The organism is Mesobaculum littorinae (assembly GCF_004011175.1).
Taxonomy (GTDB): domain Bacteria; phylum Pseudomonadota; class Alphaproteobacteria; order Rhodobacterales; family Rhodobacteraceae; genus Tranquillimonas; species Tranquillimonas littorinae.
Map to the genome: position 1 here is coordinate 100,482 of NZ_RQXX01000001.1, position 25,741 is coordinate 126,222.

The following is a 25,741-nucleotide window of genomic DNA, read 5'->3' on the forward strand; positions in this document are numbered from 1 at the left end:
CCGCGCCGGGGGGCGGCGTCAAGTCGCGGACAGGTTTTGCCTCTGGGGCATGGGCTGCTAGGTATCTGCGCCGACAGACCCCGAGGGAGCGACCACCGATGACCGACTATCTCGAGACGCCGCAGGGCCGGCGCATCGCCTATGACCAGACACCGGGCACCGGCCCGGGGGTGGTGTTCCTCGGCGGTTTCCGCTCCGACAAGGAGGGGACAAAGGCGGTCTACCTCGAAGACTGGGCCCGGCGGCAGGGCCGCGCCTTCCTGCGGTTCGACTATTCCGGGCACGGAAGCTCGTCCGGCGCGTTCGAGGACGGCGCCATCGGCGACTGGGCCGAGGATGCGATTTCGGCGATCGGCGCGCTGACCGAGGGGCCCCAGATCCTGGTGGGGTCGTCGATGGGCGGCTGGATATCGCTTCTGGTGGCGAAGGCGATGCCGGAGGCGGTTGCCGCGATCGTCGGCATCGCCGCCGCGCCGGATTTCACCGAGGACGGATTCTGGGCCTCGATGACCCGCGAAGAGGTCGAGGCGATGACCGAGACCGGCCGGATCGAGCGGCCGTCGGAGTACGGCGAGCCGCTGGTCGTGACGCAGCGGCTAATCGAGGAGGGGCGCACCCAGCTGGTTCTGCGCGACCCCCTGGTCCTGCCAATGCCGGTGCGCCTGCTGCAGGGCACGGCGGACGAGGATGTCGACGTGTCGGTCGCGCTGAAGTTGCTCACCCATGCCGAGGCCGGGGACATGCATCTGCGGTTGGTCAAGGGCGCCGATCACCGCTTCTCGACGCCCGACTGCCTTGCATTGATCGAGGCCGCGGTCGACGAGGTCTCGGCCCGCGTGTGACGCGGTCGGGGAGGGGGCGGTACTGCGGTATCGGCTGGCAGTGGGCAACGGGAGTGCCGGAGCGGAGCGTTGGTGCCGGGGCAGGGGCGGGGCTGTCCTGTGCTTCCAGCTCGCCCTGACCGGTGGCGCGTGCGCAGCAGGCGGCGGCGTCCGGCCCCGACCGGGTTCGCGCCACATATGAAGCGGGGGGAGCGGCATGGCCGTCTTTGCTCCCCCGTCGGTCCTGCAGGCCGTTCTCACAGGGCAGAAACGCCGGTTCTTCGATGCCTCCTCCACGGCCCCGAGCATCGCGCAGATGAACGCGCTCCGTCCGCGCGCCGGGGACACCACGCCCGGACGAAGACCCGAGGATACGGCGGGGTGCGCGGTCGAGATCGCCGCGACGTAGTCTCATGACGAGTGTCTGGAGTGGTCTGCCAACCCGGTCTACCTGGGGCGGGGATGCCACGGCGTGTCCGCCGCGGCGGTGGCCTATTTCGGCAAGCGAGGGGATGGCCTTCGGTCTGCCGAGGTCGCCTATATCGCCGTACTGGCCGCGGCCCCCGCGATGCCGCACCCGGCGCGCGACCGGGATCTGGCGCGGACCCGGCGCGATTTCGTGCTTTTGCAAATAGTGAAGACCGGGGCGCTGTCCGAGGCCGAGGCAACCGCCGCCCGGGCCTCTACGCTTGCGGTCGTCGCGCCCTTGCGGCCCTGCGCGGCCGGGGGATAGCAAAGGGTAGGCTGTGCACGTCGGGCCCGGCCCGCCGCCCGTCGCGCGGCAGGCCGGGGTCCCGCCGTCGATCAGACCGGGGTTGGCCCGCCCTTGGGGGTGCCACCACCGCTGCCGCTGGCGCCGACGGCCTTCAGGCGCGGGCCCGACTTGGGCTGGTTGCGGCTGTTGCCGTCGATGAAATCCAGCACCAGCGGGCGGATATTGTTGCGCCAGCTGCGCCCGGCGAAAATGCCGTAATGGCCCGCGCCCGGCTCGAGATGGCTGGCCTTCTTCGCATCCGCCAGGCCGGTCAGCAGATCCAGCGCGGCAAGGCATTGTCCGGGGGCCGAGATATCGTCGTTCTCGCCCTCGACCACCTTGACGGCGGTCTCGGTGATCGCCCCGATATCCACCTGCTCGCCCCGGATGGTGAAGGCGTTGCGCCCGATCTCGTTGTTCTTGAAGATCCGCTCGACGGTCGACAGGTAGAATTCGGCCGTCATGTCCATCACGGCGAGGTATTCGTCGTAGAACTTGTTGTGCTTGTCGTTGTCGCGCGCTTCGCCCTTGGCGGTGGCGACGATCTGGTCGAAGAACGCCTGACCGTGCCGTTCGGCGTTCATCGCGATGAAGGACGACAGCTGCATCAGCCCGGGATAGACCAGACGCCCGACGCCCGCATATTTCACGCCCACATGCTGGATGGCGAGGTGTTCAAGCTGGCCCATGGTGACGCGGTGGCCGAAATCCGTGACCTCGGTCGCGGCGGCAGAAGGGTCGATCGGGCCGCCGATGAGGGTCAGCGAGGCCGGCTGCGCCTGCGGCTCGCGCTCGGCTAGCCATGCCGCGGCGGCCAGCGCCAGCGGGGCGGGCTGGCAGACGGCGATGACATGGATGTCGGGGCCCAGATGCCGGATATGATCGATCAGGTAATCGGTGAAATCCTCGACATCGAACTTGCCCGCCGACACGGGGATGTCACGCGCATTGTGCCAGTCGGTGATCCACAGCTCGGCGTCGGGCAGCAGCGATGCGACGGTCGACCGCAGGAGCGTGGCGTAGTGCCCCGACATCGGCGCGACCAGAAGGATGCGGCGCGGCCGTTGGGGGCGGGAATGGACGTGGAACCGCAAAAGGTCGCCGAAGGGCTGCTCCAGCTCCTTTTCGACGGTCACAACGTGGTCGCGCCCGTCTTCTCCCACGACGGTGTGGATGCCCCAGTCGGGCTTGGCCACCATGCGCGAAAAGCTTCGTTCGGTGACCGCGCCCCAGGCGGCCATCAGTTGAAAGGCCGGGTTTGGCACGAGGCCTGTGATCGGGTAGGATCCGAAGGCGGAGGCGGTCGCACCCAGCCACTGGTTGGTGTTCCGGATCGTCTCCATCATGTCGTAAGTCGGCAACTGCCGCATGGGCTCTCCTTTCCCGGATCGCGATCCGGACCATATCAAAGGCCGCGAGACGCCTTTTCCTCCGGTCCGCCACGGAGGACGGGGCCGGTGACGACGCCTGCAGCAAAACCCCCCGGGGCAATGCTGCTATGCAGCGAAGATAGGCGGCAAGGGTTAAGATGACAACTCACGACGAGACGCCGCCGCAAGAGATCGATACGCTGACCCGCAACCTCGGCCGGATCGAGGAGCTTTCGGGCCGCCTGATGACCGCGCTGTCGCAGCGCCGTCCGGTGCGGTCCTCGCTGCAGGGGCCGTCACCCGACCTCTATGCCCGGGCCGCGACCGCGTGGTGGGCCGAAGCGATGGCCAATCCCGCCAAGATCATGGAACATCAGGTGGGCTACTGGGGCCGCACGCTGAAGCACTACGCCGAGGCGCAGCAGTCGCTGACCCGCGGCCCCCTCTCCGCGCCCGAAGATCCAGGTCCGAAGGACCGCCGTTTCGCCGATCCGATGTGGGACACGCATCCCTATTTCAACTGGATCAAGCAGCAGTACCAGATCAACGCGCAGGCGGTGCGCGACGCGGTAGCCGATCTCGACGGCCTGGCCGAGGGCGACCGCCAGCGGCTGGCCTATTTCAGCCAGCAGATCCTCGACATGCTGAGTCCGACGAACTTTCTCGCCACCAACCCCACCGCCCTGTCGCGCGCGCTTGAAACCGAGGGGCAGAGCCTTGTCGACGGGTTGGAAAACCTCGTCCGCGATATCGAGGCGAATGACGGCGAGCTTCTGGTCACCCTCTCCGATCCGCAGGCGTTTCAGGTGGGCGGCAACCTCGCCACCTCCGAGGGGTCGGTGGTGTTCCGCAACGACCTCTTCGAACTGATCCAGTACGCGCCGCGCACCGAACAGGTGCATCGCACGCCCCTGGTGATCTTCACGCCGTGGATCAACAAGTTCTACATCCTCGACCTGCGCGAGAGGAACAGCCTGATCCGCTGGATCACCGAACAGGACTTCACCCTCTTCGTGGTCAGCTGGAAGAACCCCGATGCCAGCTATCGCGACGTCGGCATGGACGATTATGTCGAGCGCGGGTTTCTGCAGGCGATCGCTTCGGTCAAGCAGATCACGGGCGAAGATCAGGTCAACGCCGTGGGCTACTGCATCGCCGGCACGACACTGGCCCTGACGCTGGCCCTGATGGCCCGGCGCGGCGACAGGTCGGTGAAGTCCGCTACCTTCTTCACCACGCTCACCGATTTCTCGGACCCGGGCGAGGTGGGGGCGTTCCTCGACGACGACTTCGTCGACGGGATCGAGGCGGATTGCCAGGAGAAGGGCGTGCTGCACTCGGTCTTCATGAACCGCACTTTCTCGTTCCTGCGGGCCAATGACCTGGTCTATGCCCCCGCGATCCGCAGCTACATGCTGGGCGAGGCGCCGCCCGCCTTCGACCTGCTCTACTGGAACGGCGATTCCACGAACCTGCCCGCAAGGATGGCGGTCGAATACCTGCGCGGGCTCTGTCAGCAGGACCGCTTTGCAACCACGGGGTTCGAGATCCTGGGCGAGACGGTGCGCCTGTCCGACGTGACCCAGCCGCTATGCGCCATCGCGTGCGAGGCCGATCATATCGCCGCATGGCGGTCCAGCTTCCGCGGAATGGCGCAGACCGGAAGCCGATCCAAGACGTTCTTCCTGACCCAGGCGGGGCACGTCGCGGGCATCGTCAATCCGCCGTCCAAGAAGAAGTATGGCCACTGGACGCATGGCGACTGGTCTGGCGGCGCCGAGGCCTGGAAAGAGGCGGCCGAATTCCACGAAGGTTCGTGGTGGCCGCGCTGGGGCGACTGGCTGTCACGGCGGTCGGGTCGCAAGATCCCGGCTAGGGTCCCGGGCGAGGATGGGGTCGAGGTCCTGGGCCCAGCGCCGGGAACCTACGTGACCGAACAGCCAAACGCCTGATTTCCGGGGAACAACCTGAGGGTTATTCTGCAATGCAGAAAATCCTTGAAATGCTGCGGCGCAGCATGCATATATCTCTCAATCCCGACGCTAGGGAAGCCGGCTCTGAGAAGGAGAGACAGACGATGATCAGCACGCAAGACTACACCAAGATGATGCAGGACATGATGGGCCAGTTCCCGATGGACATGGGCCACATGCAGGACAGCTTCAAATCCTATGCCGCCTTTGGCGAAAAGATGTCGAAGGTCGCTCTGGAAGCCGCCGAGAAGTCGACGGAGATCTCGTCGAAATGGGCGATGGATACGATCGGCAAGGTCGGCAGCATCGCCACCGTCAAGGACGATCCGTCGGACTACACCAAGGCGATGACCGATTTCGCATCGGCCCAGGCCGAGATGACCGCCGAATCGATGGCCGCCTACGCCGAAGTGGCGAAGAAGGTGCAGATGGAGACGGTCGAGCTGATGCTCGCCGCCGGCAAGGATATGAGCGAGGACATGACCTCGGCCGCCAAGAAGGCTGGCTCGGACATGACGTCCGCCGCCAAGAAAACCGCCGGCGCCGCATCGAAGTAAGCGTGCCGCACGGCACGGAACGGGCCCGCTTCCCCATCGCGGGGGGCGGGCCTTTTTCATGCCCACCCGCATCTGCCATGCGGCCCGCGACCGTCGGCGACGGCCCCACGGAAAACCTCGGCAGACGCGTGCATCCCCTGCGGATGGATGAGCTCTTTCCATCGGGCGTTGCGTGACCTACGCTCATGCTGCACAGCAACAAGGGGGAGGGAAGCCTTGGCCGAAGCCCAGTCACCGCTCTTGATCAAGCGCTACGCCAGCCGCCGGCTCTACAACACCGAAACCAGCGATTACGTCACGCTCGAGGATATCGCGGGCTTCATCCGCAAGGGCCGCGAGGTGCAGATCGTCGATCTCAAGTCCGGCGACGACCTGACCCGGCAGTACCTGCTTCAGATCATCGCCGAACACGAATCGAAGGGCGAAAACGTCCTGCCGCTGGCCGTGCTCACGGATCTCGTGCGCAGCTATGCGACGCAGACGCAGTCCGTGGTGCCGCAATTCCTCGCCCAGTCCTTCGAGATGCTGCGCGACAGCCAAAGCAAGATGCTCGACAACATGACCGCGCCGATGGCCGGCGTCCCGGCGTTCGAGGCGATGCGCGCCCAGCAGCAGGCGTTCCTCAAGGCGATGACCGGCGGCTGGTCCGGCACGTCGGGTCCGGCCCCCGAGGCGCCCGACCCAGCGGACGATGACAAGCAGGAGATCGCGGAGATCAAGCGCCAGCTCGCCGAACTTCAGGCCCGCCTCGCCCGCGAAGGCTGACGGAGGGCGCCGTCACGGCGCCCAGACAACCGCCCGGCACTCCGCGCATACATCCCACCCCCGAGCAACGCGGAAATCGCAAGAGCGTAAGGCCACCTCCCGCGCACCCCGATCGCCCCCGATCCCCGGCCCGCTGTTTCTTCTCTTTCCAAATACTCCACGGGGGTGCGGGGGTGTGAAACCCCCGCGGCGCGACGCCCGCCAGGGGCGGCGCCATGGCACAACTTAACCAGCGACCTCCGCGAAGACCCGCTCCAGCGCCGTCTCCAGCTTGCCGAACATCTCGTCCATCTGCCCGTCATCCAGGATGAAGGGCGGGCACAGCACCACGGCCTGGCCCAGCGGGCGGCAGATCAGCCCCAGGTCGGTACAGGTGTTGGCGATGCGTTCTGACACCGAAAGATGCCCCGCAAAGGGTGTTCCGCTGTCCTTGTCGGCCACCGCCTCCAGCGCCCCCATCAGCCCGCGTCCGCGCCACTCGCCGATATGCGGGTGCTGCGCCAGCCGCGCCATTCCGGCCTCGAACACCGGGGTCATGCGCCGCACGTTGTCGATCAGCGGCGCCGCGCCATCGGCGCCGTCCAGGATCACCTCGATGGCCTTCAGCGCGACCGCGCAGCCTACCGGGTGCCCCGAGGCGGTGAAGCCGTGGGGGAATTCCTCGATCGCATCCACCGCCACCTGCAGCCGGTCGGCCAGCTCGGGTCCCAGGATCACCGCGCCCATCGGGAAATACCCCGCGGTCAGCGCTTTCGAGGCGATGATCGCGTCGGGCGTGAACCCCAGCGCGTCGGCTCCCCAGACCTCGCCCGTGCGGCCGAAGCCGCAGATCACCTCGTCCGACACCAGCGGGATTCCGTGGCGCTTCAGGATCGGCTGGATCGCCTGGAAATATCCCTCGGAGGGCGGGATGACCCCGCCCGCGCCCATCACAGGCTCGGCCACGAAGGCGGCGATGGTCTCGGGCCCCTCGCGGGTGATGACCTCGTCCAGTTCCTCGGCCAGGCGCCGGGTGAACTGGGCCTCGCTTTCGCCCGGCCGCCCCTCGCGCCAGTAATGCGGGCAGGTCAGGTGGATGAACCCGTCCAGCGGCAGGCCGAAGACCTCGTTGTAGGGCTTGCCCGTCATCGAGGCCGAGACCGCCGTGACCCCGTGATAGGCGTTCTTGCGGGTCAGGATCTTGCGACGCGCGGGCTGGCCCTCGGCGCGGGCCAGGAACCACAGCATCTTGACCAGCGTGTCGTTCGCTTCCGAGCCCGAGTTGGTATAGAAAACCTTCGCGTCGTTGAAGGGTGCAAGCGCGGCGAGACGTTCCGACAGCATCACCGTCTGGTCGGACATCCGGCCGAAGAAGGCGTGGTATCCGGGAAAGCGGTCGTATTGCGCCTTGGCCGCGGCGGCCAGGCCGGGATGGTCGAAGCCGGCGACCATGTTCCACAAGCCGGAATTGGCATCCAGGTAGCGTCGTCCGTGCGTGTCCACGACATAGGCGCCTTCGCCATGGGTGACGACGACGGTGCCGCGCTCGCGGACCGAGGGCAGGTCGGTGAAGCCGTAGAAGCTGTGGGCGGCGGCGCGGGCCTCCCAGCTGTTGGCGTGATCTTCGGGCATGGGATGTCTCCTTTGACCGAAGCCTAGGGCGGGGACCGGTCCGCTTCAATCGCGATCGGTGCCGCGCCGCCACGGCAGGCCGTCATCCAGCCGGATCCAGGGAAGCCGGTCTTCGGCATGTCCGTGGTGGGTGGGGGCGAAGCGCGCGGGATCGTCGAAGGTCGCGGCCAGAAAGTGCATCTCGCCCGGATAGGCCTGGGGCGCGGCATAGGCCAACGCCCCGCCGCATTCGGGGCAGAACCAGCGCCAGACCCCGGGCGAGCTTTCGTAGGGGCGCGGGACGCCCGCACTCCAGCCCCACGCATCGTCGCGCACCGCGGCATAGCTGGCAAAGCCCGCGCCGGTGGCGCGCCGGCAGCTATCGCAGTGGCAATGGCCCTGCCACAGCAGGGCGTCTGGATCGAACTCGTAGCGGCAGGCGCCGCACAGGCAGTGTCCGCGGGTCACGTCGCATCTCCTGTTACCGGGTGGGCTTGGGCCGTCCAGTGGCGCCCCAGCACGGCACGCCGTGACGGCGCGTGGGTCTCTCGCGTGGAATGGTACCCGAAGGGACGGGGCCGGCAAGGCCGGAGCGGCCCCGAAACACAGCTTGGCGTGTCGGTTCGGCGGCCCCGGCCGGCGCTCACGTGTGACATCACTTGATCGCGGGGGACGGGGCGGAGGCCGCCGAAACGCCAGTCGACCCGGCCTGCCGGGTGGAAGTGAGCGCCCCCTGACGGGGGCGCCGGGATGTCAGTGCAGCTGGCTGACGAAGCGGGTGTCGAGATAGGCCACGACCGCGTCCGAGCCACCCTCGGTGCCATAGCCCGAATCACCCAGGCCGCCGAAGGGCACCTCGGGGAGGGCGAGGCCCAGGTGGTTGATCGTCAGCATGCCGGCCCGCACCTCGTCGCGCAGGCGCTGCGCAGTTGCCGAAGAGCCGGTGAAGGCATAGGCGGCAAGACCGTAGGACAGGCGGTTCGCCTCGGTCAGCGCGTCGTCGGCGCCGGCGATGCGGTTGATCACGGCAACGGGGCCGAACGGTTCTTCGTTCATGATCTCGGCCGAGGCGGGCACGTCGGCCAGCACGGTGGGCTCGAAGAAATACCCCTTGTTGCCGATGCGGCGCCCGCCATGAACCAGCCGGCCGCCCCGGGCCACGGCATCCTCGATCATCCGCTCCAGCGCCGGAGCGCGGCGGTCGTTGGCCAGCGGTCCCATGTCGACGCCGTCGTCAAGCCCGTGGCCCACCTTCACCGCGCGGGCATAGTCGACGAAATCGGCCATGAAGCGGTCGGCGATGCCGTCCTGCACCAGGAACCGGGTGGGCGAGACGCAGACCTGCCCCGCGTTGCGATACTTGTGCGCCGACATCAGCGACACGGCCTGCTGCACGTCCGCGTCGTCGAAGACCATGACCGGCGCATGGCCGCCCAGCTCCATCGTCGCGCGTTTCATGTGGGCTCCGGCCAGCGCGGCGAGGTGCTTGCCCACCGCGGTCGAGCCGGTAAAGCTGATCTTGGCGATCACGGGGTGCGGGATCAGGTATTCGCTGATCTCTGCCGGCACGCCGAAGACCAGTCCCACGACACCGGCGGGCAGGCCCGCGTCGATGAAGCAGCGCACCAGTTCGGCGGGCGCCGCGGGTGTCTCCTCGGGGGCCTTGACGATGATCGAGCAGCCAGTGGCCAGCGCCGCCGACAGCTTGCGCACCGCCTGGTTGATCGGGAAGTTCCAGGGCGTGAAGGCCGCGACCGGGCCCACGGGCTGTTTCAGCGTGATCTGCGTCACGCCCGGGGTGCGAGCGGGGATCGTCTGGCCGTAGGTGCGCCGCGCCTCCTCGGCGAACCAGTCGATGACGTCGGCCCCGGCCATCGTCTCGGCCTGGGCCTGTGCCAGCGGCTTGCCCTGTTCCAGCGTCATGAGGCGGGCGATCGCGGGGGCGCGGTCGCGCAGCAGGCCGGCGGCCTTGCGCATCAGCTTGGCCCGGTCGAAGGCCGGCACCGCGCGCCAGGTGGCAAAGCCGCGCGCCGCGGCGTCGAGCGCGGCGTCCAGATCGCCGGTCGAGGCATGCGCGACCTGGCCGATCACCTCTTCGGTGCCGGGGTCCACGACGGGGATGGTGCGGCCGTCCGAGGCGGCGCGCCACTCACCATCGATGAAAAGCAGGGTATCGGGATAGTCGGTCATGTCGGGGTCCAAGGGTTCTGAAGTCGGATCAGAAGAACGCCTGAAGGCCGGTCTGCGCGCGGCCCAGGATCAGGGCGTGCACGTCATGGGTGCCTTCGTAGGTGTTGACGGTTTCAAGGTTCTGGGCATGCCGCATCACCTGGTATTCGATCTGGATGCCGTTGCCGCCATGCATGTCGCGGGCGGTACGGGCGATGTCCAGCGCCTTGCCGCAGTTGTTGCGCTTGACCATCGAGATCATCTCGGGCGCGAAACGCCCCTCGTCCATCAGGCGTCCCACCCGCAGCGACGCGTGCAGGCCCAGCGTGATCTCGGTCTGCATGTCGGCGAGTTTCTTCTGGAACAGCTGGGTCTGGGCAAGGGGGCGGCCGAACTGCGTCCGGTCCAGCCCGTAGGCCCGCGCTCGGTGCCAGCAATCCTCGGCCGCGCCCATCGAGCCCCAGGAGATGCCGTAGCGCGCCCGGTTCAGGCAGCCGAAGGGGCCGGCAAGCCCCTCAACCCCGGGCAGCAATGCGTCCTCTCCGACCTCGACATCCTCCATCACGATTTCGCCGGTGATGCTGGCGCGCAGCGACAGCTTGCCGTCGATCTTGGGCGCCGAAAGGCCCTTCATCCCCTTGCGCAGGACAAAACCGCGGATCTTGCCGTCATGCGAGTCGGACTTGGCCCAGACGACGAAGACGTCGGCGATGGGCGCGTTCGAGATCCAGGTCTTCGCGCCGCTGATCCGGTAGCCGTCGGCGGTCTTGACCGCGCGGGTCTTCATCGACCCGGGGTCCGAGCCCGCGTCGGGTTCGGTCAGCCCGAAGCAGCCGATGTACTCGCCGGTGGCGAGCTTTGGCAGAAGCTCCTGCTTCTGCGCGTCAGAGCCGTAGGCGAAGATCGGGTACATCACCAGGCTCGACTGCACGCTCATCATCGAGCGATAGCCCGAATCCACGCGCTCGACCTCGCGCGCGACCAGCCCGTAAGACACGTAGCCCGCTCCGGCGCAGCCGTACTCCTCGGGCACGGTGACCCCCAGCAGGCCCTGTTCGCCCATCAGGCGGAACAGCTCGGGGTCGGTTTCCTCGTCAAGATACGCGCGGTCGATACGGGGGCGCAGCTCGGTCTCGGCGAAGGCGCGGGCGGCGTCGCGGATCATCCGCTCGTCTTCCGTCAGCAGGTCTTCCAGCAGCAGCGGGTCGTCCCAGACCAGCCGGTTCGGGGTGTCCTTGGGCATGTCGGTGTCTCCTCAGGCGGCGATGTCCGCGCCGATCGCGGCGGCAATGGCTTGGTCAAGCAGGTCGAGCGCCTCGTCAAGCTGCGTGTCCGAAATCGTCAGCGGCGGAAGCAGGCGCACCGCGTTGCCACGGGTGCCGCAGGTCAGGATCAGAAGGCCCGCCCGCTCGGCCTCGGCCGCGATGCGCGCGGCAAGGCCCGGGTCGGGGGCGCGGCTGTCGCGGTCGGTCACAAGCTCGAAGGCGATCATGGCGCCCAGGCCGCGGATATCGCCGATGGCCGACATCGCGTTGCGCTGGGCGGTGGCGGTCAGGCGCGACTTGATCCGGGCGCCGATCTCGGTGGCGCGCCCGATCAGGTTCTCGTCCTCGATCACGTCGAGCACGGCATTGGCGGCGGCCACGGCCAGGGGGTTGCCAGCATAGGTGCCGCCCAGGCCGCCGGCATGCGGCACATCCATGACCTCGGCCCGGCCGACCACGGCCGAGATCGGGAAGCCGCCGCCCAGCCCCTTGGCCAGCGTCACGAGATCGGGCTTCACCCCGGTATGTTCGACCGACAGCATCCGCCCGGTGCGCGCCATGCCACCCTGCACCTCGTCGACGATCAGCAGGATGCCGTGGCGATCCGCGATCTCGCGCAGCGCCGCCATGAATTCGGGCGGGATCACGTTGAACCCGCCTTCGCCCTGCACCGGCTCGACGATAAACGCGGCGGTGTCCTCGGGGGCGAGATCGGCATGCAGCACCATGTCGAGCCCGCGCAGGGCCTCGTCCACCGACACGCCATGATAGGCGTTGGGGAAGGGCGCGTGAAAGATGCCCACGGGCGAAGGGCCGAACGAACGCTTGTATGGCATCACCTTGCCGGTCAGCGCCATCCCAAGACTGGTGCGCCCGTGAAAGCCGCCGCCGAAGGCGACGATCCCGCTGCGGCCGGTGGCGGCGCGCGCGATCTTGATCGCGTTCTCCACCGCCTCGACCCCGGTGGTCAGCAGAAGCGACCGGTTCGGGGCGCCGGTGTCGACCGCGGCATTCAGGCGTTCGCACAGCCTCACGTAGCCCTCGAACGGAGCGACGTGGAAACAGGTATGCGTAAAGGCGGCCATCTGCTCCTCGACCGCGGCCATGACGCGGGGATGGCGGTGGCCGGTGTTCAGAACGGCGATCCCGGCGGCCAGGTCGAGATAGCGGCGCCCGTCGGCGTCCCAAAGCTCGGCATTCTCGGCGCGCACGGCATAGACGCCCTTGCCGGCCGCGCCGCGGGCGACAGCCGCGCGGCGGCGGGTTTCAAGGTCTGAATTTGCGGTCATCTGGGGGCTCCGGACAGGTGGGGGGAGGCTTTGCGGGTCAGCTTACGCCGGCGGGGAAAGGGTGCAAGGGTGCGCTTAGAAAATTGAGCGGACATTGGCGGATTCTTGGTGGTATCAGGATGTGCCGATCCCGGACGGCGTTATATTTTGCGCAGATCACAGGTAGGGCGGCGTGCAGGCCGACACGACCACGGTCCTGCCGTCGTGCACGTTTCGGAACCGGTGCGGGATGCGGCTGTCGAAGAGGTAGGATTCGCCCGGGCACAGCACGCGCACATCCTCGCCCACCGTCACCTCGAGCGCGCCCTCGATGACGTAGCCACCCTCGTTCGAGAAGTGCTCGAGCCGGGTTTCGCCGGTGTCGGCGCCGGCTTCGTAGACCTCGTGCAGCATTTGCAGGTTGTTGCGGCGCGCATCCCCGATCTGGCGGAAGGTGATGCGCCCCTCCATGTCCTGCGCGCCCGAGACGGGCACCTTCGAGGTCAGGTCGATCAGGTCGTCGCGGCCGAAGAACGGGCCCTCTGGGGCGGCGCGTTCGCCGTCGAAGAAATCGGCCATGGTCAGGTTCAGCCCGGTCAGGATCTTGCGCAGGGTCGAGATCGAGGGGCTTGAGCGGTTTGTTTCGATCACCGAGATCTGGGCATGCGGCACGCCCGCTCTTTCGGCCAGCTGGCGCTGGGACAGGCGGGCCGCACGGCGCATCGCCAGAAGGCGGGCGCCGATGTCGAATTCGGGTGCGATGCCGGTCATGCCAGCACGGCTTCGATCAGGGTCGGGCCGGGGGTGGCGTGGGCGCGGGCCAGCGCCTGGGTCAGGTCCGCGGCGGTGTCGACCCGGACGCCGGGCACGCCATGGCCCTCGGCGATCTTCACCCAGTCCGGCGTCGGGTCCGTCAGCTCCATCATCGGCATCGTCGTCCCGTCGGGGCGGCCCGCGCCGATCTTCGACATCTCGTTGGCGAGGATGCGGTACGCGCGGTTTGCAAGGATCACCACCGTGACGTCGAGCCGACCGCGCGCCATGGTCCAGAGCGCCTGCGGCGTATAGGCAGCCGAGCCGTCGCCGGTGACGCACAGCACGCGCCGGTCCGGGCAGGCCGTGGCGGCGCCCACTGAGACGGGCATCGAGTAGCCGATCGATCCGCCGCGGTTGTTCAGCCAGTCATGCGGCGCAGCCGCGGCGCAGGCGGTGAACATCGGTGCGCCGTTGGTGATTGATTCATCCACGACGATGGCCCCCTCGGGCAGGGTGGCCGCGACCGACGCGCCCAGCGTGTCGGGCGTTATCGGCCCATCCCCCCCGGGCGACGCGTCGGGGGCGGTCACGGGGGCGGTGGTCGCGGCGCCCAGTGCCTCGGCCAGCGCGGCGAGCGGCGCCTCTATATCCGACAGCGGCGGCGCGATCGCCGTTACCCCGCAGCCTTCGGGCAGCAGGCGGCTGGGGCGGTCGGGGTAGGCGAAGAAGGCCACCGGTTCGCGCGCGCCCACCAGCACCGCCTGGGCCACGTCCTTCAGCGCCTCGAGCGCGAGGTCGACGTGGAACGGGACGCGGGTCAGCGGGTGCGTGTCGCGCCCGCGCTCCATCCGCGCCACCGCCGCCTCGGTCCGCACGGCGCAGCCGGTGGCCGCCCCGATGGCAGAGGCCAACGCCGCCGCCCGCCGGGTGAGGCGCGGCGCACCCAGAAGCAGCAGGCCCTTGTTGCCGGCTGCGCGCAGGGTGTCGGCCGCCGCCCGGATCGCCGGGGCGTCCTGGGCAGGCGCGGGGCGCGGGTCCGGGCGCGTGATTTCGGCCGAGACGGGGGACCACGCGACGTCGTTGGGCATCACCACCGTGCCGACGCGGGTGTCGCCCCGGGTCAGGCGGCCCAGTAAATCGGCAGTGTCGCGCGCCACGTGGTCGGGCGTGTCTGGGGTGATCACGACGTCCGAGACGGTGCGCGCCATCCCCTCGATATCTGCGGCAAGCGGCGCGTCGTAGGCCAGGTGGTGGGTGGCATGTTCGCCGACCACGCAGACCAGCGGTGTCGCGGCCTTCTTCGCGTTGTGCAGGTTCGCCATCCCGTTGGCGAGGCCGGGGCCAAGGTGAAGCAACACCATCGCCGGCCGCCCCGTCATCCGCGCATAGCCGTCCGCGGCGCCCGTCGCCACGCCCTCGAAAAGGCAAAGATGCGTGGTCATTCCCGGGGCCCGGCCCAGCGCGGCGACCAGATGCATTTCGGTCGTGCCGGGGTTGGCAAAGCAGGTATCGACCCCGCCCTCCACCAGCGCGCCGATCAGTGCATCGGCCCCGTTCGGCGCATTCGGGCCGGTCTGGGACGTCGCGGAGGTGGGCTTGCCGTCATGGCGGTCGGGATCGGTCATCTGGGCGTCCTTTGCATCCGGCATACGGGCAAAGTCATCGGGCGCGCAGATGCGCCTGTCAAATATTTTGAGCACCCCAGGCGGCCGCGAAGTGCTGGGGTGCGGTGCAACAGGCCGATTCGTGAAATTTCCGCTCATGAAACGGTCAGTGGTGGGAAATATAAGAATTTTTCTGCCGATGTCGTTTCGGTTTCCAACCGAAGAAAGACTGAGGATTGCTCAGGAAAAGGCGCGATTTCGGTCAGGCAGGCGCTGCAGGGACCCGAAAATCGGGTTTGACAGGTCGCGCGACGGCAACGCAGCATATTCAATATGGATAACAAGTATTCTAATAAAATACAACCCGACAAGGCAGCCAACCGCGGCGTGCGCCCCTTGTCTACGGTTCTCAAGACGCTCGACCTGCTGGCGCTCTTTGCCGCGTCGCGCCGGCCGCTGCGGTTGTCCGAGGTGACGGCCGCCACCGGCCTGTCGCGGGCCACGGCCTACCAGCGGCTGCTGACGCTGCTCGAGGCGGGGATGCTGGAACAGGACGACGGGGGCAGCTACCGGCTGTCGATGTATTCGGTCCGGCTGGCTGCCGCCGCGCTGGATCAGGCCGACATCGGTGCCCGGGCCGAACCCGTGCTGCACCGGCTGTGCGAGACGCTGGGCGAAACCGTGTCTCTGGCGATCCTGGACCGCGGGCGCCCCTGCATCGTCGCCCGGGTCGAATCCGACAGCCTGCTGCGCGCGGTGCAGGAGATCGGGACGATGCTCGACCTCGAAGGCTCGGCCTCGGGGCGGGTGCTGACCGCCTTTGCCGACGCCGCGACGCTGCAGCGGTTGCAGGACGGCACCGTGCCGCTGGCCCCGCCCGATGTGCTGGCGCAGGTGCGCGCGGACGGCTGGGCGGTGTCGTCGGGCTACACCCATTCGGGGGTTGTGGGCTTCGCCGCCCCGGTCGCGGACCCGCGCGGGGGCTGCGCGGCGGCCCTGTCGCTGGTCCAGCCCGATCAGCGTTTCGACCTCGACCACGTGCGTGGCCCGGTTCTGGCCGCCGCCGCCGAAATCTCGGCGATGCTGCGCGGCTCTCAGGAGACCCCGACATGACCCCCGCCCATCCCTTCGACACCGACGGCACGCCGGGCCTGCGCGACTGGCGCGTCGTCATGCAGCCCGACCGGCTGTCGGCGATGCAGCCCTCGCGCCTGTCGGGCGCGCGCGCCTTTCTCAACAAGATGGGCCGCGAACGCTGGGACATCCGGCCCACCCGTTTCGACGTCGATGCCGAGGGGCGCGGCACGGTGGTCTATTCGATCAAGGCGCCGGGGCAGGAGTTCAGCTTCATCGGCATCTCGTTCAAGCCCGAGCCCAAGGGCCGTACCGGGCGGATCATCGGCCGGTCGTGGGACATGATGGGCACCCTGAACGAAGGCCCCGCGACCGAGACCGACATCGAAAGCGCGCGCGACGAGCTGCCGCGCCTCTACCGTGGGCGGGCCACGCCGAACGCGCTGATCTGGTGCCGGTCGAACCGGTCGATGCGCGCCTTCGGCCTGACGCGCGATGCGCTAGCCGAAGGGCGGCAGCCGCGCATCGGCGACCTGAACGACGTCTGCTACCTGATGCGCAACACCGGGCTCGACGGCAACGGAACCTTTGGCACGCGGCCCTTCCCGGCGCTCGGGCCCGACCATGCCCTGGGTCGCCCGCTCGAGGCACAGATCCTGACCGCCTACCTGATGCGCGAGTTTTCCTGCGATCTGGTCGAGCATCTGGCCCGGCTGCAAGCGCCCGACACGGCCGTGCCGCTTTCCCCCCGGATCCGGCGCTGGCTGGGGGTCGGCAATGGCTCGGCGCTTGGGCTGATCTTCTACATCCAGAAGCATCCGCGCCTGATCGCCGGCTGGATCGAAGCGCGCGAACGCGCCATCGCGGCGGCGCTGCGGCTGCCGGCCACGCCGCAGCGGGTGGCCCGGCTGCGCGGCCTGATCGACCGCGCCGCGACGTTCCGCGAAGAGGACCGCATGGTCTACGAGACCTTCGCCGCCAGCGCCCGGGTCGCGGCCGAACTGCGCGGCCTGATCCCCCCGCTCGAAGCTCTGGAGGGGCAGGGGGGATATCCCCTGCGCGACCTGGCCGAACACGCCGCGCGCGGCACCTGCCCCGAGACGTCCGAGACGCTTCTGTCGCTGATGATCGAGCTGGTTCCTGAAACCGCCGACGCGCTGGCCGCGGGGATCGCGGGCGAAGACGAGATGCAGGTCGACCCCCGTCGCACCGCGTCGGAGATGCTGCACCTGATCGAGGGGGAGTGGACCTGGGCGACCGAGATCGACATGCGGGCCGGGGGCGCGATGGACTACGTCTGGTACAAGTCCGAAAGCGCCGAGGAGCCGCGCCGCGGCCTGCGGTCCGAGGTGCCCGGCGCGCGCGACCTCGGCCTGGACGTGGCAGGCGACGTGCAGCGGCTGGCGACCGACCTGCGCGCGACGGCGGCCGACACGACGATGGCGCGGTTCTTGCTGGCCCATCCCGGCCATCGCGCCATGGTCGCGCGGGTGCAGGGGCTGGCGGGCGTCGGGTTCCACACGCCGCTTGCCAATATCAATGCCGCCGATTTCGTCCCCATCGCGCTGGTGCGGCTGATGAACGTCACCGTGCACGGCATCGACAAGACCCGCGACTACCTGAACCGCAATCTGCGCGGTGTGCTGTGTCACGGCGCTCCCACCCCTGACGACCTGCGTGCGGGTGAGTGCGGCGACTGGTTCTACCCCGAGGAGCCCCGCCAATGACCGTCTCGCCAATGGCAGCCCCGACCGACCGCCTGCTGCGGGTGATGCCGCGCGAGATGCGGCTGATGTCCGAACGCATCCTGTCGCTCTCCGCTATGCCCAAGGGGTTCTTCTCCGCGCTCTGCGATGTGGTGATGTATTCGCAAGGGGCCGGGCTGGGCGGCTTTGACCGGCTGCTTGCGGATATCGAGACGGTGAAGGCTGCCGATCCCGCCGCGCTGATGCTGAGGGAGCGTGTGCTCGATGTCGGCGGCCAGCATGCGTGGATCGCGGTGCCCTCGGCGCTCGATCTGCTGGGCGAGGTGGACGCGCCGCTGACCATACTCAACGCCACCGCCGAGGAGGAGCTGGCGGTGATCGCCGCGCTGGGCCCGCGCCTCGGGCTTCAGGTCACCGCGCACCCCGTCGCGGGCGGGCTCTGCCTGTCGGCGACACGCGCCGCGCCCGTCGATCCGCTGCTGGACCGGCTGATGCAGGACGGCGCCGCGATCCCCGAGGCGCTGTGGTGGCGGGTCTGGGCGCTGGCGCAGACCGCGCTCATGCCCGACTCCGAGGTGTCGCGGCGCCATGCCGGGCCGGTCATCGTGACCCCGGACGGCAGGCTGATCGGACGCACCGACAACGACGACGACACCGACCCGGGCTTTATCCGCGGCGGGCGCGGCACCGCGGAGGCCAAGGCATGATGATCGACGGCCTGCAATGCGGTCATTTCGACCGCGATAGCTTTACCCGGCTGAAGGCGGGCGGCGTTTCGGGCGTCGTCGTCACCTGCGGCTTCTGGGAGGGGGCGCTGGAAAGCCTCGACAGTCTCGGGGCCTGGCGCGACCTGATCCGCGACAACGCGGACGTGGCCACGATTGCCCGCACCCCCGCCGACATTACCCGCGCCGCGCAGGAGGGCAGGGTCGCCGCGATCCTGGGCTTTCAGAACGCCAACCTCTTCGAGGGCCGCATCCGGCTGGTCGAGATGTTCGCCGAACTGGGCGTCCGGGTCGTGCAGCTGACCTACAACAACCAGAACGACCTGGCGGGCAGCTGCTACGAGGCAGAGGACAGCGGGCTGGCGCGCTTTGGCCGCGAGGTGATCGCCGAGATGAACCGCGCAGGCATGCTGGTCGATTGCAGCCATGTCGGTAACCGGTCGACCCTGCAGGCGATCGAGGCCAGCGGGAAGCCCATCGCCGTCACCCACGCCAATGCCGACAGCCTGTTTCCGCACAAGCGCAACAAGTCCGACGACGTGCTGCGTGCGCTGGGCCAGACCGGCGGCGTGATCGGTTGCGCGGCCTATCGCAACATCACCGGCGACTATTACTCGGGCCCGATTGGGCAGTGGTGCGAGATGATTGCCCGCACGGTCGACATCGCGGGCATCGACAGCGTCGCCATAGGTACCGACCGCGCCCATAACTTCACCGCGCCCGACTATGCGTGGATGCGCATGGGCCGCTGGACCCGCGGCGTGGATTACGGCGCGGCCAGCGCGGCCCGGCCCGGCAAGGCGCCTCCGCCCGACTGGTTCCAGAAACTCGAAGACCTGACCGCCATTCCGAACGGCCTCCGATCCGTGGGGTTTTCGCAAGAAGAGGCCGACAAGATCACCCACGGCAACTGGCTTCGTCTCTACGGCGAAACCTTCCGCAAGACCGACAGCTGAGAGGATACCATGACCGCTTTCACCAAGCGCAACGGCCTGCTGCGTCCCACGCGCCGCCGTTTCCTTCAGGGCACTGCCGCCGCAGGGGCGGCCGCGCTGTCCGCTCCGTCCATCGCCCGGGCCCAGTCCGACGTGCTTTACGTCAACTCATGGGGGGGTCCGTGGCTTGAGGCTGCGACCGCCAACCTGTTCGAGCCCTTCGCGGAACAGACCGGCATCCGGGTCGAGACGGTCAGCCCCGTCTCCTTTGCCAAGCTGGCCGCGCAGGTCCGCACCGGCGTCTACGAGTTCGACGTCACCTCGCTGGGGGGCGGCGATATCGTCCGTGCCAACCAGGCGGGTCTGCTGGAAGAGATCGAGCCGACCTATCCCGACGGTCTGTTCGAAAACGGCATGGGCTCGCACGCCTTCGCCACGGTTCTGGCGTGGCGCACCGATACCGACTGGCAGGAGACGCCGCAAAGCTGGGCCGATTTCTGGGATGTCGACCGCTTTCCCGGTACGCGGTCGCTGCAGCGCTATCCGGCCCGGATCATCCCGCTGGCGCTTCTGGCCGACGGCGTCGCGCCGCAGGATCTCTACCCGCTGGATATCGACCGCGCTTTCGCCAAGCTCGACGAGATCAAGGCGCATATCACCGTCTGGTGGACGGCCGGCGCACAGTCGGCGCAGATCCTGCGCGACGGTGAGGTCGACATGATCGGCATCTGGCACGGCAACTACTTCGCCGCCGAGGATGAGGGCGCGCCCGTCGCGATGACCTGGAACCAGGCCGAGATCGAACGTGCCTACTGGGTCGTCGCCAAGGACACGCCCAACATGGAGGCAGCGAAGGCGTTCGTGGAATTCGCGACCTCGGCGGAACCGCTCGCCGGTTTCGTAACGCAGGCGAACTACGGCGCGCTGAACCCCGCCGCGAACGCGTTCATCGCCGACGCCGCCAAGCCGCGCATGCCCACGGCGCCCGACACCTATCCGCAGACTTTCGAGCAGGACATGCTGAACTTCGGGGCCGATCCCGAAGAGGTTTCGATGCGGTTCGAGGAGTGGCTGGCGAGCTGACATCGCCCGCGTTTCGACCGGCCTTTCCGGGGGGCGCCCGCCACGGGCGTCTCCGGCGGCTCTCCCTCACCTCCATTCCGAAAGGACCGGCATGTCGACCGCGCCGCGCTCCCTCACTGACAGACCGACCCTGTGGCCGTGGCTGCTGCTGACGCCGCTTGCGCTCTATCTGGCGATCTTCTTCCTTGTCCCGCTGGCGCAGGTCGCGTGGATGAGCGTCAGCGAACCCACGCCGGGCTTCGGCAACTACGCCGATGCGCTGACGGGCACCCTGTTTCGCAAGGTGATGCTGAACACCTTCTTCACCGCCGCGCTGGTCGCGTTCTGTTGCCTGCTGGTGGGCTATCCGCTCGCTTGGCTGATGACCAAGACCACGCCGGCGCGCGCCACCGCGATCCTGTTGCTGATCACCATGAGCTTCTGGACCTCGTTCCTGGTGCGCACCTATGCGTGGATGGTCCTCTTGGGGCGTAACGGGCCTGTGGCCTGGGCGATCGAGGCGCTGGGATACGGCGAGCCGCCGCAGATGCTCTTCACCCGCTTCGCCTCGACCCTGGCGATGGTGCACATCCTCGCGCCCTACATGATCATGAACATCTATTCCGTGATGACCAAAATCGACCCCGCGCTGATCCGGTCGGCGGAAAGCATGGGCGCGCGCGGCGGATCGCTGATGCGCCATGTCTACCTGCCCCTGACCGCGCCCGGCATCGCCAACGGCGCCGTGCTGGTCTTCGTGATCTGCCTGGGCTTCTACGTCACGCCGGTCCTGCTGGGATCGCCGCGCGAACAGATGGCCGCGGGCCTGATCGGGCGCCAGATCGAGGAGTTCCTCGCCTTCGGGCCGGGATCCGCCATGGCGATGATCCTTCTGGCCGTGACGCTGGTGATCCTTGCGGTCTATCACCGCCGCTTCGGCCTGGACCGGCTTTACGGGTGATGACATGAACGCATCCCTCCGCCTGATCGGCATCTTCGCCATCGTCTTCATCGCAGCCCCGCTTCTGATCGTGGTGCCGATGTCGCTGTCGACGTCGGCGTCGCTGCAGTTCCCGCCGCCGGGGCTGTGGCTGGGCTACTATGCCAGCTACTTCACCGACATGTCTTGGCTGCGGCCGACGTGGAACAGCCTCGTCATCGCATTCTTCACGACGCTTCTGACCATGGCGCTGGTGGTGCCCGCGACCTTCGCGCTGGTGCGGCACCGGTTCTACGGCAAGAGCGTCGCCAACCTGATGATGCTGATGCCGCTCGCCGTGCCGCATATCGTGATGGCGGTGGGCTACTACAGCTATTTCGGCGACCTGCGGCTGGTGTTCTCCAAGACCGGCGTGGTGCTGGCGCATACCTGCCTGTCGGTGCCGATCACCTTTCTGGTGCTGTCGGCCAACCTGAAGGGCTTCGACCGCAACCTCGAACGTGCGGCACGCAGCCTGGGCGCCACGCCGCGCCAGGTGTTCGTGCACATCACCCTGCCGATCCTGCGGCCGTCGCTGACGATCTCGGCGCTCTTCGCCTTTATCCAGTCCTTCGACGAAACCGTCGTGGCGCTGTTCATCTCGGGGCGCGACGCCGAGACGCTGCCGCGCAAGATGTTCGACTCCATCCGGCAGGAGGCCGATCCGGTGATCGCCGTGATCTCGACCCTGCTGTTTCTCATCGTGGCGCTGGCGCTTCTGGCGCCGCACGCCATGCGGCTTACCCGGCGGATGCTGGCCACGGCCAGCCGCCGCACCACCCCCAGGGACCAGACATGACGAGTTACCTGACCCTCAGCGGCGTCAACAAGCAGTATGGCGCCTTCACCGCGCTCGATCATGTCGACCTGGACGTCGAGAAAGGCGAGTTCGTGACCTTCCTCGGGCCCTCGGGGTCGGGCAAGACGACGACGCTGATGATCATCGCGGGGTTCGAGGACGCGACCGACGGCGCGGTCGAAGTCGCCGGCCAGTCGCTGGCGGGGCTTGCGCCGCAGGACCGCAACATCGGCATCGTGTTCCAGAACTATGCCCTGTTCCCGCACAAGACCGCGGCCGAGAACGTCTATTTCCCGCTGCAGATGCGCAGCGTGAAACGCGCCGAAGGACTGGCCCGGGCCGAGGAGATGCTGACGCTCGTCGGGCTGGAGGGGTTCGGCCACCGCTATCCGAAAGAGCTTTCGGGCGGTCAGCAGCAGCGCGTGGCGCTGGCCCGCGCGCTGGTCTTCGAACCCGACCTGCTGCTGCTCGACGAACCTCTGGGCGCGCTCGACAAGAACCTGCGCGAGCAGATGCAGATCGAGATCAAGCGCATCCAGCGCAAGCTGGGCGTGACCACGATCTTCGTCACCCACGACCAGTCCGAGGCGATGTCGATGTCCGATCGGATCGTTGTGTTCGACAAGGGCAACATCCAGCAGGCGGGCCGGCCGCTGGACATCTACCACCGGCCGCAGACGCGCTTCGTCGCGGACTTCATCGGCGAGACGAACCTGTTCGACGCGACCGTCACGGACGCCGCCGCCCGCCGCGCGCAAAGTCCCGTGCTGGGCGAGGTGAGCTATGCCGCCGAGGGTCTGCCGGCGCTGGCCGACGGGCAGGAGGTGGCGCTGGTCCTGCGGCCCGAGCAGATGAAGCTTAGCCGGGATCCGGTGCCGGGGCGCATGAACGCGGCGATGACGGTCGAAACCATCGTGAACTTCGGCGACAGCGCCCTGGTGATCGGGCGCCATGGCGGCACCCCGATCCGCGTGCGGCTGCACGGGGCCGACGTGGTGATCCTGAAGGAGGGCGACGCCGCGACCGTCAGCTGGACCGAGGACGCCGTCTACGTGGTGACCCGATGAGCGACGATATCCTTCGCCTGTCGCCCTCGGCCCGCGCGTCGCTGGCGACGGTGGCGGGGGGCAACGGCTACTTCGCCGTCACGCCCGATGCGCCCTATGACCCCGACCTCGGCGCCGCCGATCAGGCCCGCCAGCTGCTGGCCAAGGCCGAGGCGCGGTTGCGGGCCATCGGATCGGCGCGCGACAGGCTTCTGTTCGTGGCGATCCTTTTGCGCGACATCGGCGACGTGGCCGAGGTCAACGCGGTGTGGGACGAATGGCTCGACGGTGTCGCGCCGCCCGCTCGCGCGTGTTTCGAAGCCGCGCTGGCCAGCCCCGCGATGAAGGTCGAGATGGTGATGATCGCCCGCGCCACGGGCGCGCCGGCAAAAGACGCCCCCGCCGCGTAAGCGATGCGCACCGCCCCCCGTCGCCGACCACGACACCGGCGTCGTTATCGGAGCTGTCGCTGGGGCCTGCGCTGTCGGCGGCCCAGGCGATCTGGCCCGGGGTCTATGCAGGCGCCACGCGCACGGGGGCGCGACGCCCTTGCCCGTCGGAGCGGGCGGTATCTCCCTTCTGGTGGGGCAGGTCCGCTACGGCGGCGCGGCCACGCAGGACAGGTTCGCCGCCACTTTGATGGCCGCCATCGAGGACGGGATCGTCGCCGACGCGGTGATAGCCGGGTCGGGGCGCGAGGCGACGGCCCTCTGGCAACTGCGCAAGGCCTGCACCGAGTGGTGCTTTGCCCAAGGCAGGCTGGTGCCGCACGACATCAGCCTGCCGCCGATGCACCTGCCTGCCTTCTGCGCCCGCGCGGCCGGGATCGTGGCCGCGATCGACCCGGGGGCACGCAGCCACATCTATGGCCACCTTGGCGACGGCAACCTGCATAACCTCGTGCAGACTGCAGAGGGCGCGGCGGTTTCCGAGGCGGTAAATGCGTTGGTGGTCGAGATGGGCGGATCGGTCACGGCCGAGCCTGGCATGGGGCGGGGCAAGGCCCGCTGGCTGCCGCTGGTGGCCGATGCTCCGGGCATCGCCGCGATGGCGCGGCTGAAGGCGGCATTCGACCCCAGGGGTATCCTCAACCCCCGCCGGGTGCTGGGCGCCGGTTGAAACCGGACGGGGCGACCCGCGCGCCCACGCCCCGCGACCGGCGCGGCCACCGGTCAGGCTTAGCCCAGAGCGCGCCAGCCGATGTCGCGGCGCACGAAGCCTTCGGGCCAGTCGATCCCGTCGACCAGCGCGTAGGCCCGCGCCTGAGCCTCGGCCAGCGTCGCACCGCGCGCGGTCGCGCCCAGAACCCGGCCGCCCGCGGCTTCGATCTTGCCGCCCTCGGCCCGGGTGCCCGCGTGGAACACCATGTGCGCGGCATCCTCGGGCAGGGTGTCGAGCCCGCGGATCTCGGTCCCCTTTTCATAGGCGCCGGGATAGCCGCGCGCGGCCATCACCACGCAGACCGCGTGATCCTCGGCCCAGGTCACCTGCATGTCGCCCAGACGCCCCTCGGCCACCGCCTGCATCAGGTCCAGCGCCTGCGCCCCCAGCCGCATCATCAGGGCCTGGCATTCGGGGTCGCCGAAGCGGACGTTGTATTCCACCAGCCGCGGCGCGCCGTTGTCGATCATCAGCCCGACATAGAGCACGCCGCGATAGGGCGTCCCGCGGCGGGCCATCTCGGCCATGGTGGGGCGCACGATGTCGTCCAGCGCCCGCGTCGACACCGCGTCGGTCATCACCGGGGCAGGGGAATAGGCGCCCATGCCGCCGGTGTTGGGACCGGTGTCGCCGTCGCCCACACGCTTGTGGTCCTGCGCGGTGCCAAATGGCAGCACCGTGTCGCCGTCGACCAGCACGAAGAACGATGCCTCCTCGCCGCGCATCATCTCCTCGATCACCACCGCGGCGCCCGCCGCGCCGAAGCTGCCCGCGAACATGTCGTCAAGCGCGGCCAGCGCCTCGGCCTCGGTTTCGGCCACGACGACGCCCTTGCCCGCGGCAAGGCCATCCGCCTTGACCACGATGGGCGCACCCTTCGCGCGCACGTAGGCCTGCGCGGGCTCCAGCGCCTCGAACCGTGCCCAGGCTGCGGTGGGGGCGCCGGCGGCGTCGCAGATCTCTTTGGTGAAGGTCTTCGAGGTTTCCAGCCGGGCGGCCGCTGCCGAGGGGCCGAAGACGGCGATCCCGGCCTGCGCCAGCGTATCGGCGACCCCGGCTTCGAGCGGCGCCTCGGGCCCGATGATGACAAGGTCGATCGCCTCGGCCTCGGCGAATTCGGTCACGGCGCCGCCGTCGAGGATGTCGAGGCTGGCGCATTCCGCGATCATCGCGATGCCCGCGTTGCCCGGCGCGACGATCAGCTTGTCGCATTTGGGGTTCTGCATCACCGCCCAGGCCAGGCTGTGTTCGCGGCCACCGCCGCCCAGGATCAGGATGTTCATCGTCTCGTGCGCCCCGCTTTTCCTTCCGGCGCCGCCGTTCTAGGGTCGGGGTCCGCACATCACAAGCGGCGTCCGCAGA

24 protein-coding genes are annotated in these 25,741 nt (G+C 68.6%); 15 read left to right on the top strand and 9 right to left on the bottom strand.

Annotation, left to right across the window (positions count from 1 at the left end; genetic code table 11):
• Positions 1-98 precede the first annotated feature (98 nt).
• The gene (locus tag EKE94_RS00515) at positions 99-842 is read left to right on the top strand and encodes an alpha/beta hydrolase (protein ID WP_127904656.1); all 744 of its coding nucleotides are present in this window, start codon (positions 99-101) and stop codon (positions 840-842) included.
• Positions 843-1,245: 403 nt separating this feature from the next.
• Positions 1,246-1,554, top strand: coding sequence for a transglycosylase domain-containing protein (locus tag EKE94_RS00520; RefSeq protein WP_127904657.1), 309 nt, complete (start codon positions 1,246-1,248; stop codon positions 1,552-1,554).
• A gap of 71 nt (positions 1,555-1,625) precedes the next feature.
• Here EKE94_RS00520 and phaZ read toward each other — a convergent pair whose 3' ends face one another.
• Entirely contained in the window at positions 1,626-2,945 is a 1,320-nt protein-coding gene (gene phaZ / locus EKE94_RS00525) for a polyhydroxyalkanoate depolymerase (RefSeq protein WP_127904658.1), read from the bottom strand.
• A 158-nt stretch (positions 2,946-3,103) separates the two neighbouring features.
• On the opposite strand from phaZ, the gene EKE94_RS00530 reads away from it, so the two are divergent.
• The 3 genes from EKE94_RS00530 to phaR all read left to right on the top strand — a co-directional run bounded on the left by EKE94_RS00530 (position 3,104) and on the right by phaR (position 6,240).
• Positions 3,104-4,897, top strand: coding sequence for a PHA/PHB synthase family protein (locus tag EKE94_RS00530; RefSeq protein ID WP_127904659.1), 1,794 nt, complete (start codon positions 3,104-3,106; stop codon positions 4,895-4,897).
• Positions 4,898-5,022: 125 nt separating this feature from the next.
• Positions 5,023-5,475 carry a Phasin gene (locus tag EKE94_RS00535; protein WP_127904660.1) on the top strand — a complete coding sequence of 151 codons (453 nt, stop codon included), beginning with the start codon at positions 5,023-5,025 and terminating at the stop codon, positions 5,473-5,475.
• 216 nt (positions 5,476-5,691) lie between these two features.
• Positions 5,692-6,240 carry a polyhydroxyalkanoate synthesis repressor PhaR gene (gene phaR / locus EKE94_RS00540; protein ID WP_127904661.1) on the top strand — a complete coding sequence of 183 codons (549 nt, stop codon included), beginning with the start codon at positions 5,692-5,694 and terminating at the stop codon, positions 6,238-6,240.
• Positions 6,241-6,465: 225 nt separating this feature from the next.
• Here phaR and EKE94_RS00545 read toward each other — a convergent pair whose 3' ends face one another.
• The 7 genes from EKE94_RS00545 to EKE94_RS00575 all read right to left on the bottom strand — a co-directional run bounded on the left by EKE94_RS00545 (position 6,466) and on the right by EKE94_RS00575 (position 14,913).
• On the bottom strand, positions 6,466-7,851 hold the full coding sequence (locus tag EKE94_RS00545) for an aminotransferase (protein ID WP_127904662.1): 1,386 nt from the start codon (positions 7,849-7,851) through the stop codon (positions 6,466-6,468).
• 45 nt (positions 7,852-7,896) lie between these two features.
• On the bottom strand, positions 7,897-8,298 hold the full coding sequence (locus tag EKE94_RS18510) for a GFA family protein (RefSeq protein WP_164870775.1): 402 nt from the start codon (positions 8,296-8,298) through the stop codon (positions 7,897-7,899).
• A 285-nt stretch (positions 8,299-8,583) separates the two neighbouring features.
• A complete protein-coding gene (locus EKE94_RS00555) occupies positions 8,584-10,020 on the bottom strand; it encodes an NAD-dependent succinate-semialdehyde dehydrogenase (protein WP_127904664.1) in 1,437 nt (478 codons plus the stop codon).
• A 28-nt stretch (positions 10,021-10,048) separates the two neighbouring features.
• On the bottom strand, positions 10,049-11,242 hold the full coding sequence (locus EKE94_RS00560) for an acyl-CoA dehydrogenase (protein ID WP_127904665.1): 1,194 nt from the start codon (positions 11,240-11,242) through the stop codon (positions 10,049-10,051).
• A 12-nt stretch (positions 11,243-11,254) separates the two neighbouring features.
• Complete coding sequence (gene gabT, locus EKE94_RS00565; protein ID WP_127904666.1) at positions 11,255-12,553, bottom strand: 4-aminobutyrate--2-oxoglutarate transaminase; 1,299 nt, start codon at positions 12,551-12,553, stop codon at positions 11,255-11,257.
• Between the two features lie 156 nt (positions 12,554-12,709).
• A complete protein-coding gene (locus tag EKE94_RS00570) occupies positions 12,710-13,303 on the bottom strand; it encodes a cupin domain-containing protein (protein ID WP_127904667.1) in 594 nt (197 codons plus the stop codon).
• Complete coding sequence (locus EKE94_RS00575; RefSeq protein WP_127904668.1) at positions 13,300-14,913, bottom strand: acetolactate synthase large subunit; 1,614 nt, start codon at positions 14,911-14,913, stop codon at positions 13,300-13,302. Before EKE94_RS00575 ends, EKE94_RS00570 begins: the two co-directional genes overlap by 4 nt.
• Before the next feature lie 312 nt (positions 14,914-15,225).
• Here EKE94_RS00575 and EKE94_RS00580 point away from each other — a divergent pair, with 312 nt between their 5' ends.
• The 10 genes from EKE94_RS00580 to EKE94_RS00625 all read left to right on the top strand — a co-directional run bounded on the left by EKE94_RS00580 (position 15,226) and on the right by EKE94_RS00625 (position 24,337).
• On the top strand, positions 15,226-16,005 hold the full coding sequence (locus EKE94_RS00580) for an IclR family transcriptional regulator (protein ID WP_127904669.1): 780 nt from the start codon (positions 15,226-15,228) through the stop codon (positions 16,003-16,005).
• Positions 16,002-17,693: a hypothetical protein gene (locus EKE94_RS00585; protein ID WP_127904670.1), complete on the top strand. Its 1,692-nt coding sequence runs from the start codon at positions 16,002-16,004 to the stop codon at positions 17,691-17,693. Before EKE94_RS00580 ends, EKE94_RS00585 begins: the two co-directional genes overlap by 4 nt.
• Positions 17,690-18,379, top strand: coding sequence for a hypothetical protein (locus EKE94_RS00590; RefSeq protein WP_206614997.1), 690 nt, complete (start codon positions 17,690-17,692; stop codon positions 18,377-18,379). Before EKE94_RS00585 ends, EKE94_RS00590 begins: the two co-directional genes overlap by 4 nt.
• Positions 18,376-19,353, top strand: coding sequence for a dipeptidase (locus tag EKE94_RS00595; RefSeq protein ID WP_127904671.1), 978 nt, complete (start codon positions 18,376-18,378; stop codon positions 19,351-19,353). The genes EKE94_RS00590 and EKE94_RS00595 overlap by 4 nt, the downstream gene beginning before the upstream one ends.
• 9 nt (positions 19,354-19,362) lie before the next feature.
• Complete coding sequence (locus EKE94_RS00600) at positions 19,363-20,415, top strand: ABC transporter substrate-binding protein (RefSeq protein WP_127904672.1); 1,053 nt, start codon at positions 19,363-19,365, stop codon at positions 20,413-20,415.
• A gap of 91 nt (positions 20,416-20,506) precedes the next feature.
• Positions 20,507-21,355 carry an ABC transporter permease gene (locus EKE94_RS00605; RefSeq protein WP_127904673.1) on the top strand — a complete coding sequence of 283 codons (849 nt, stop codon included), beginning with the start codon at positions 20,507-20,509 and terminating at the stop codon, positions 21,353-21,355.
• A 4-nt stretch (positions 21,356-21,359) separates the two neighbouring features.
• Positions 21,360-22,172, top strand: a complete 813-nt coding sequence (locus EKE94_RS00610; protein ID WP_127904674.1) for an ABC transporter permease — start codon at positions 21,360-21,362, stop codon at positions 22,170-22,172.
• Positions 22,169-23,239, top strand: coding sequence for an ABC transporter ATP-binding protein (locus tag EKE94_RS00615; RefSeq protein WP_127904675.1), 1,071 nt, complete (start codon positions 22,169-22,171; stop codon positions 23,237-23,239). The genes EKE94_RS00610 and EKE94_RS00615 overlap by 4 nt, the downstream gene beginning before the upstream one ends.
• On the top strand, positions 23,236-23,628 hold the full coding sequence (locus tag EKE94_RS00620; protein WP_127904676.1) for a Rid family hydrolase: 393 nt from the start codon (positions 23,236-23,238) through the stop codon (positions 23,626-23,628). Before EKE94_RS00615 ends, EKE94_RS00620 begins: the two co-directional genes overlap by 4 nt.
• 139 nt (positions 23,629-23,767) lie before the next feature.
• On the top strand, positions 23,768-24,337 hold the full coding sequence (locus EKE94_RS00625; RefSeq protein ID WP_127904677.1) for an FAD-binding oxidoreductase: 570 nt from the start codon (positions 23,768-23,770) through the stop codon (positions 24,335-24,337).
• Positions 24,338-24,396: 59 nt separating this feature from the next.
• Here EKE94_RS00625 and purD read toward each other — a convergent pair whose 3' ends face one another.
• Positions 24,397-25,662: a phosphoribosylamine--glycine ligase gene (gene purD / locus EKE94_RS00630; RefSeq protein ID WP_127904678.1), complete on the bottom strand. Its 1,266-nt coding sequence runs from the start codon at positions 25,660-25,662 to the stop codon at positions 24,397-24,399.
• Positions 25,663-25,741: the final 79 nt, after the last annotated feature.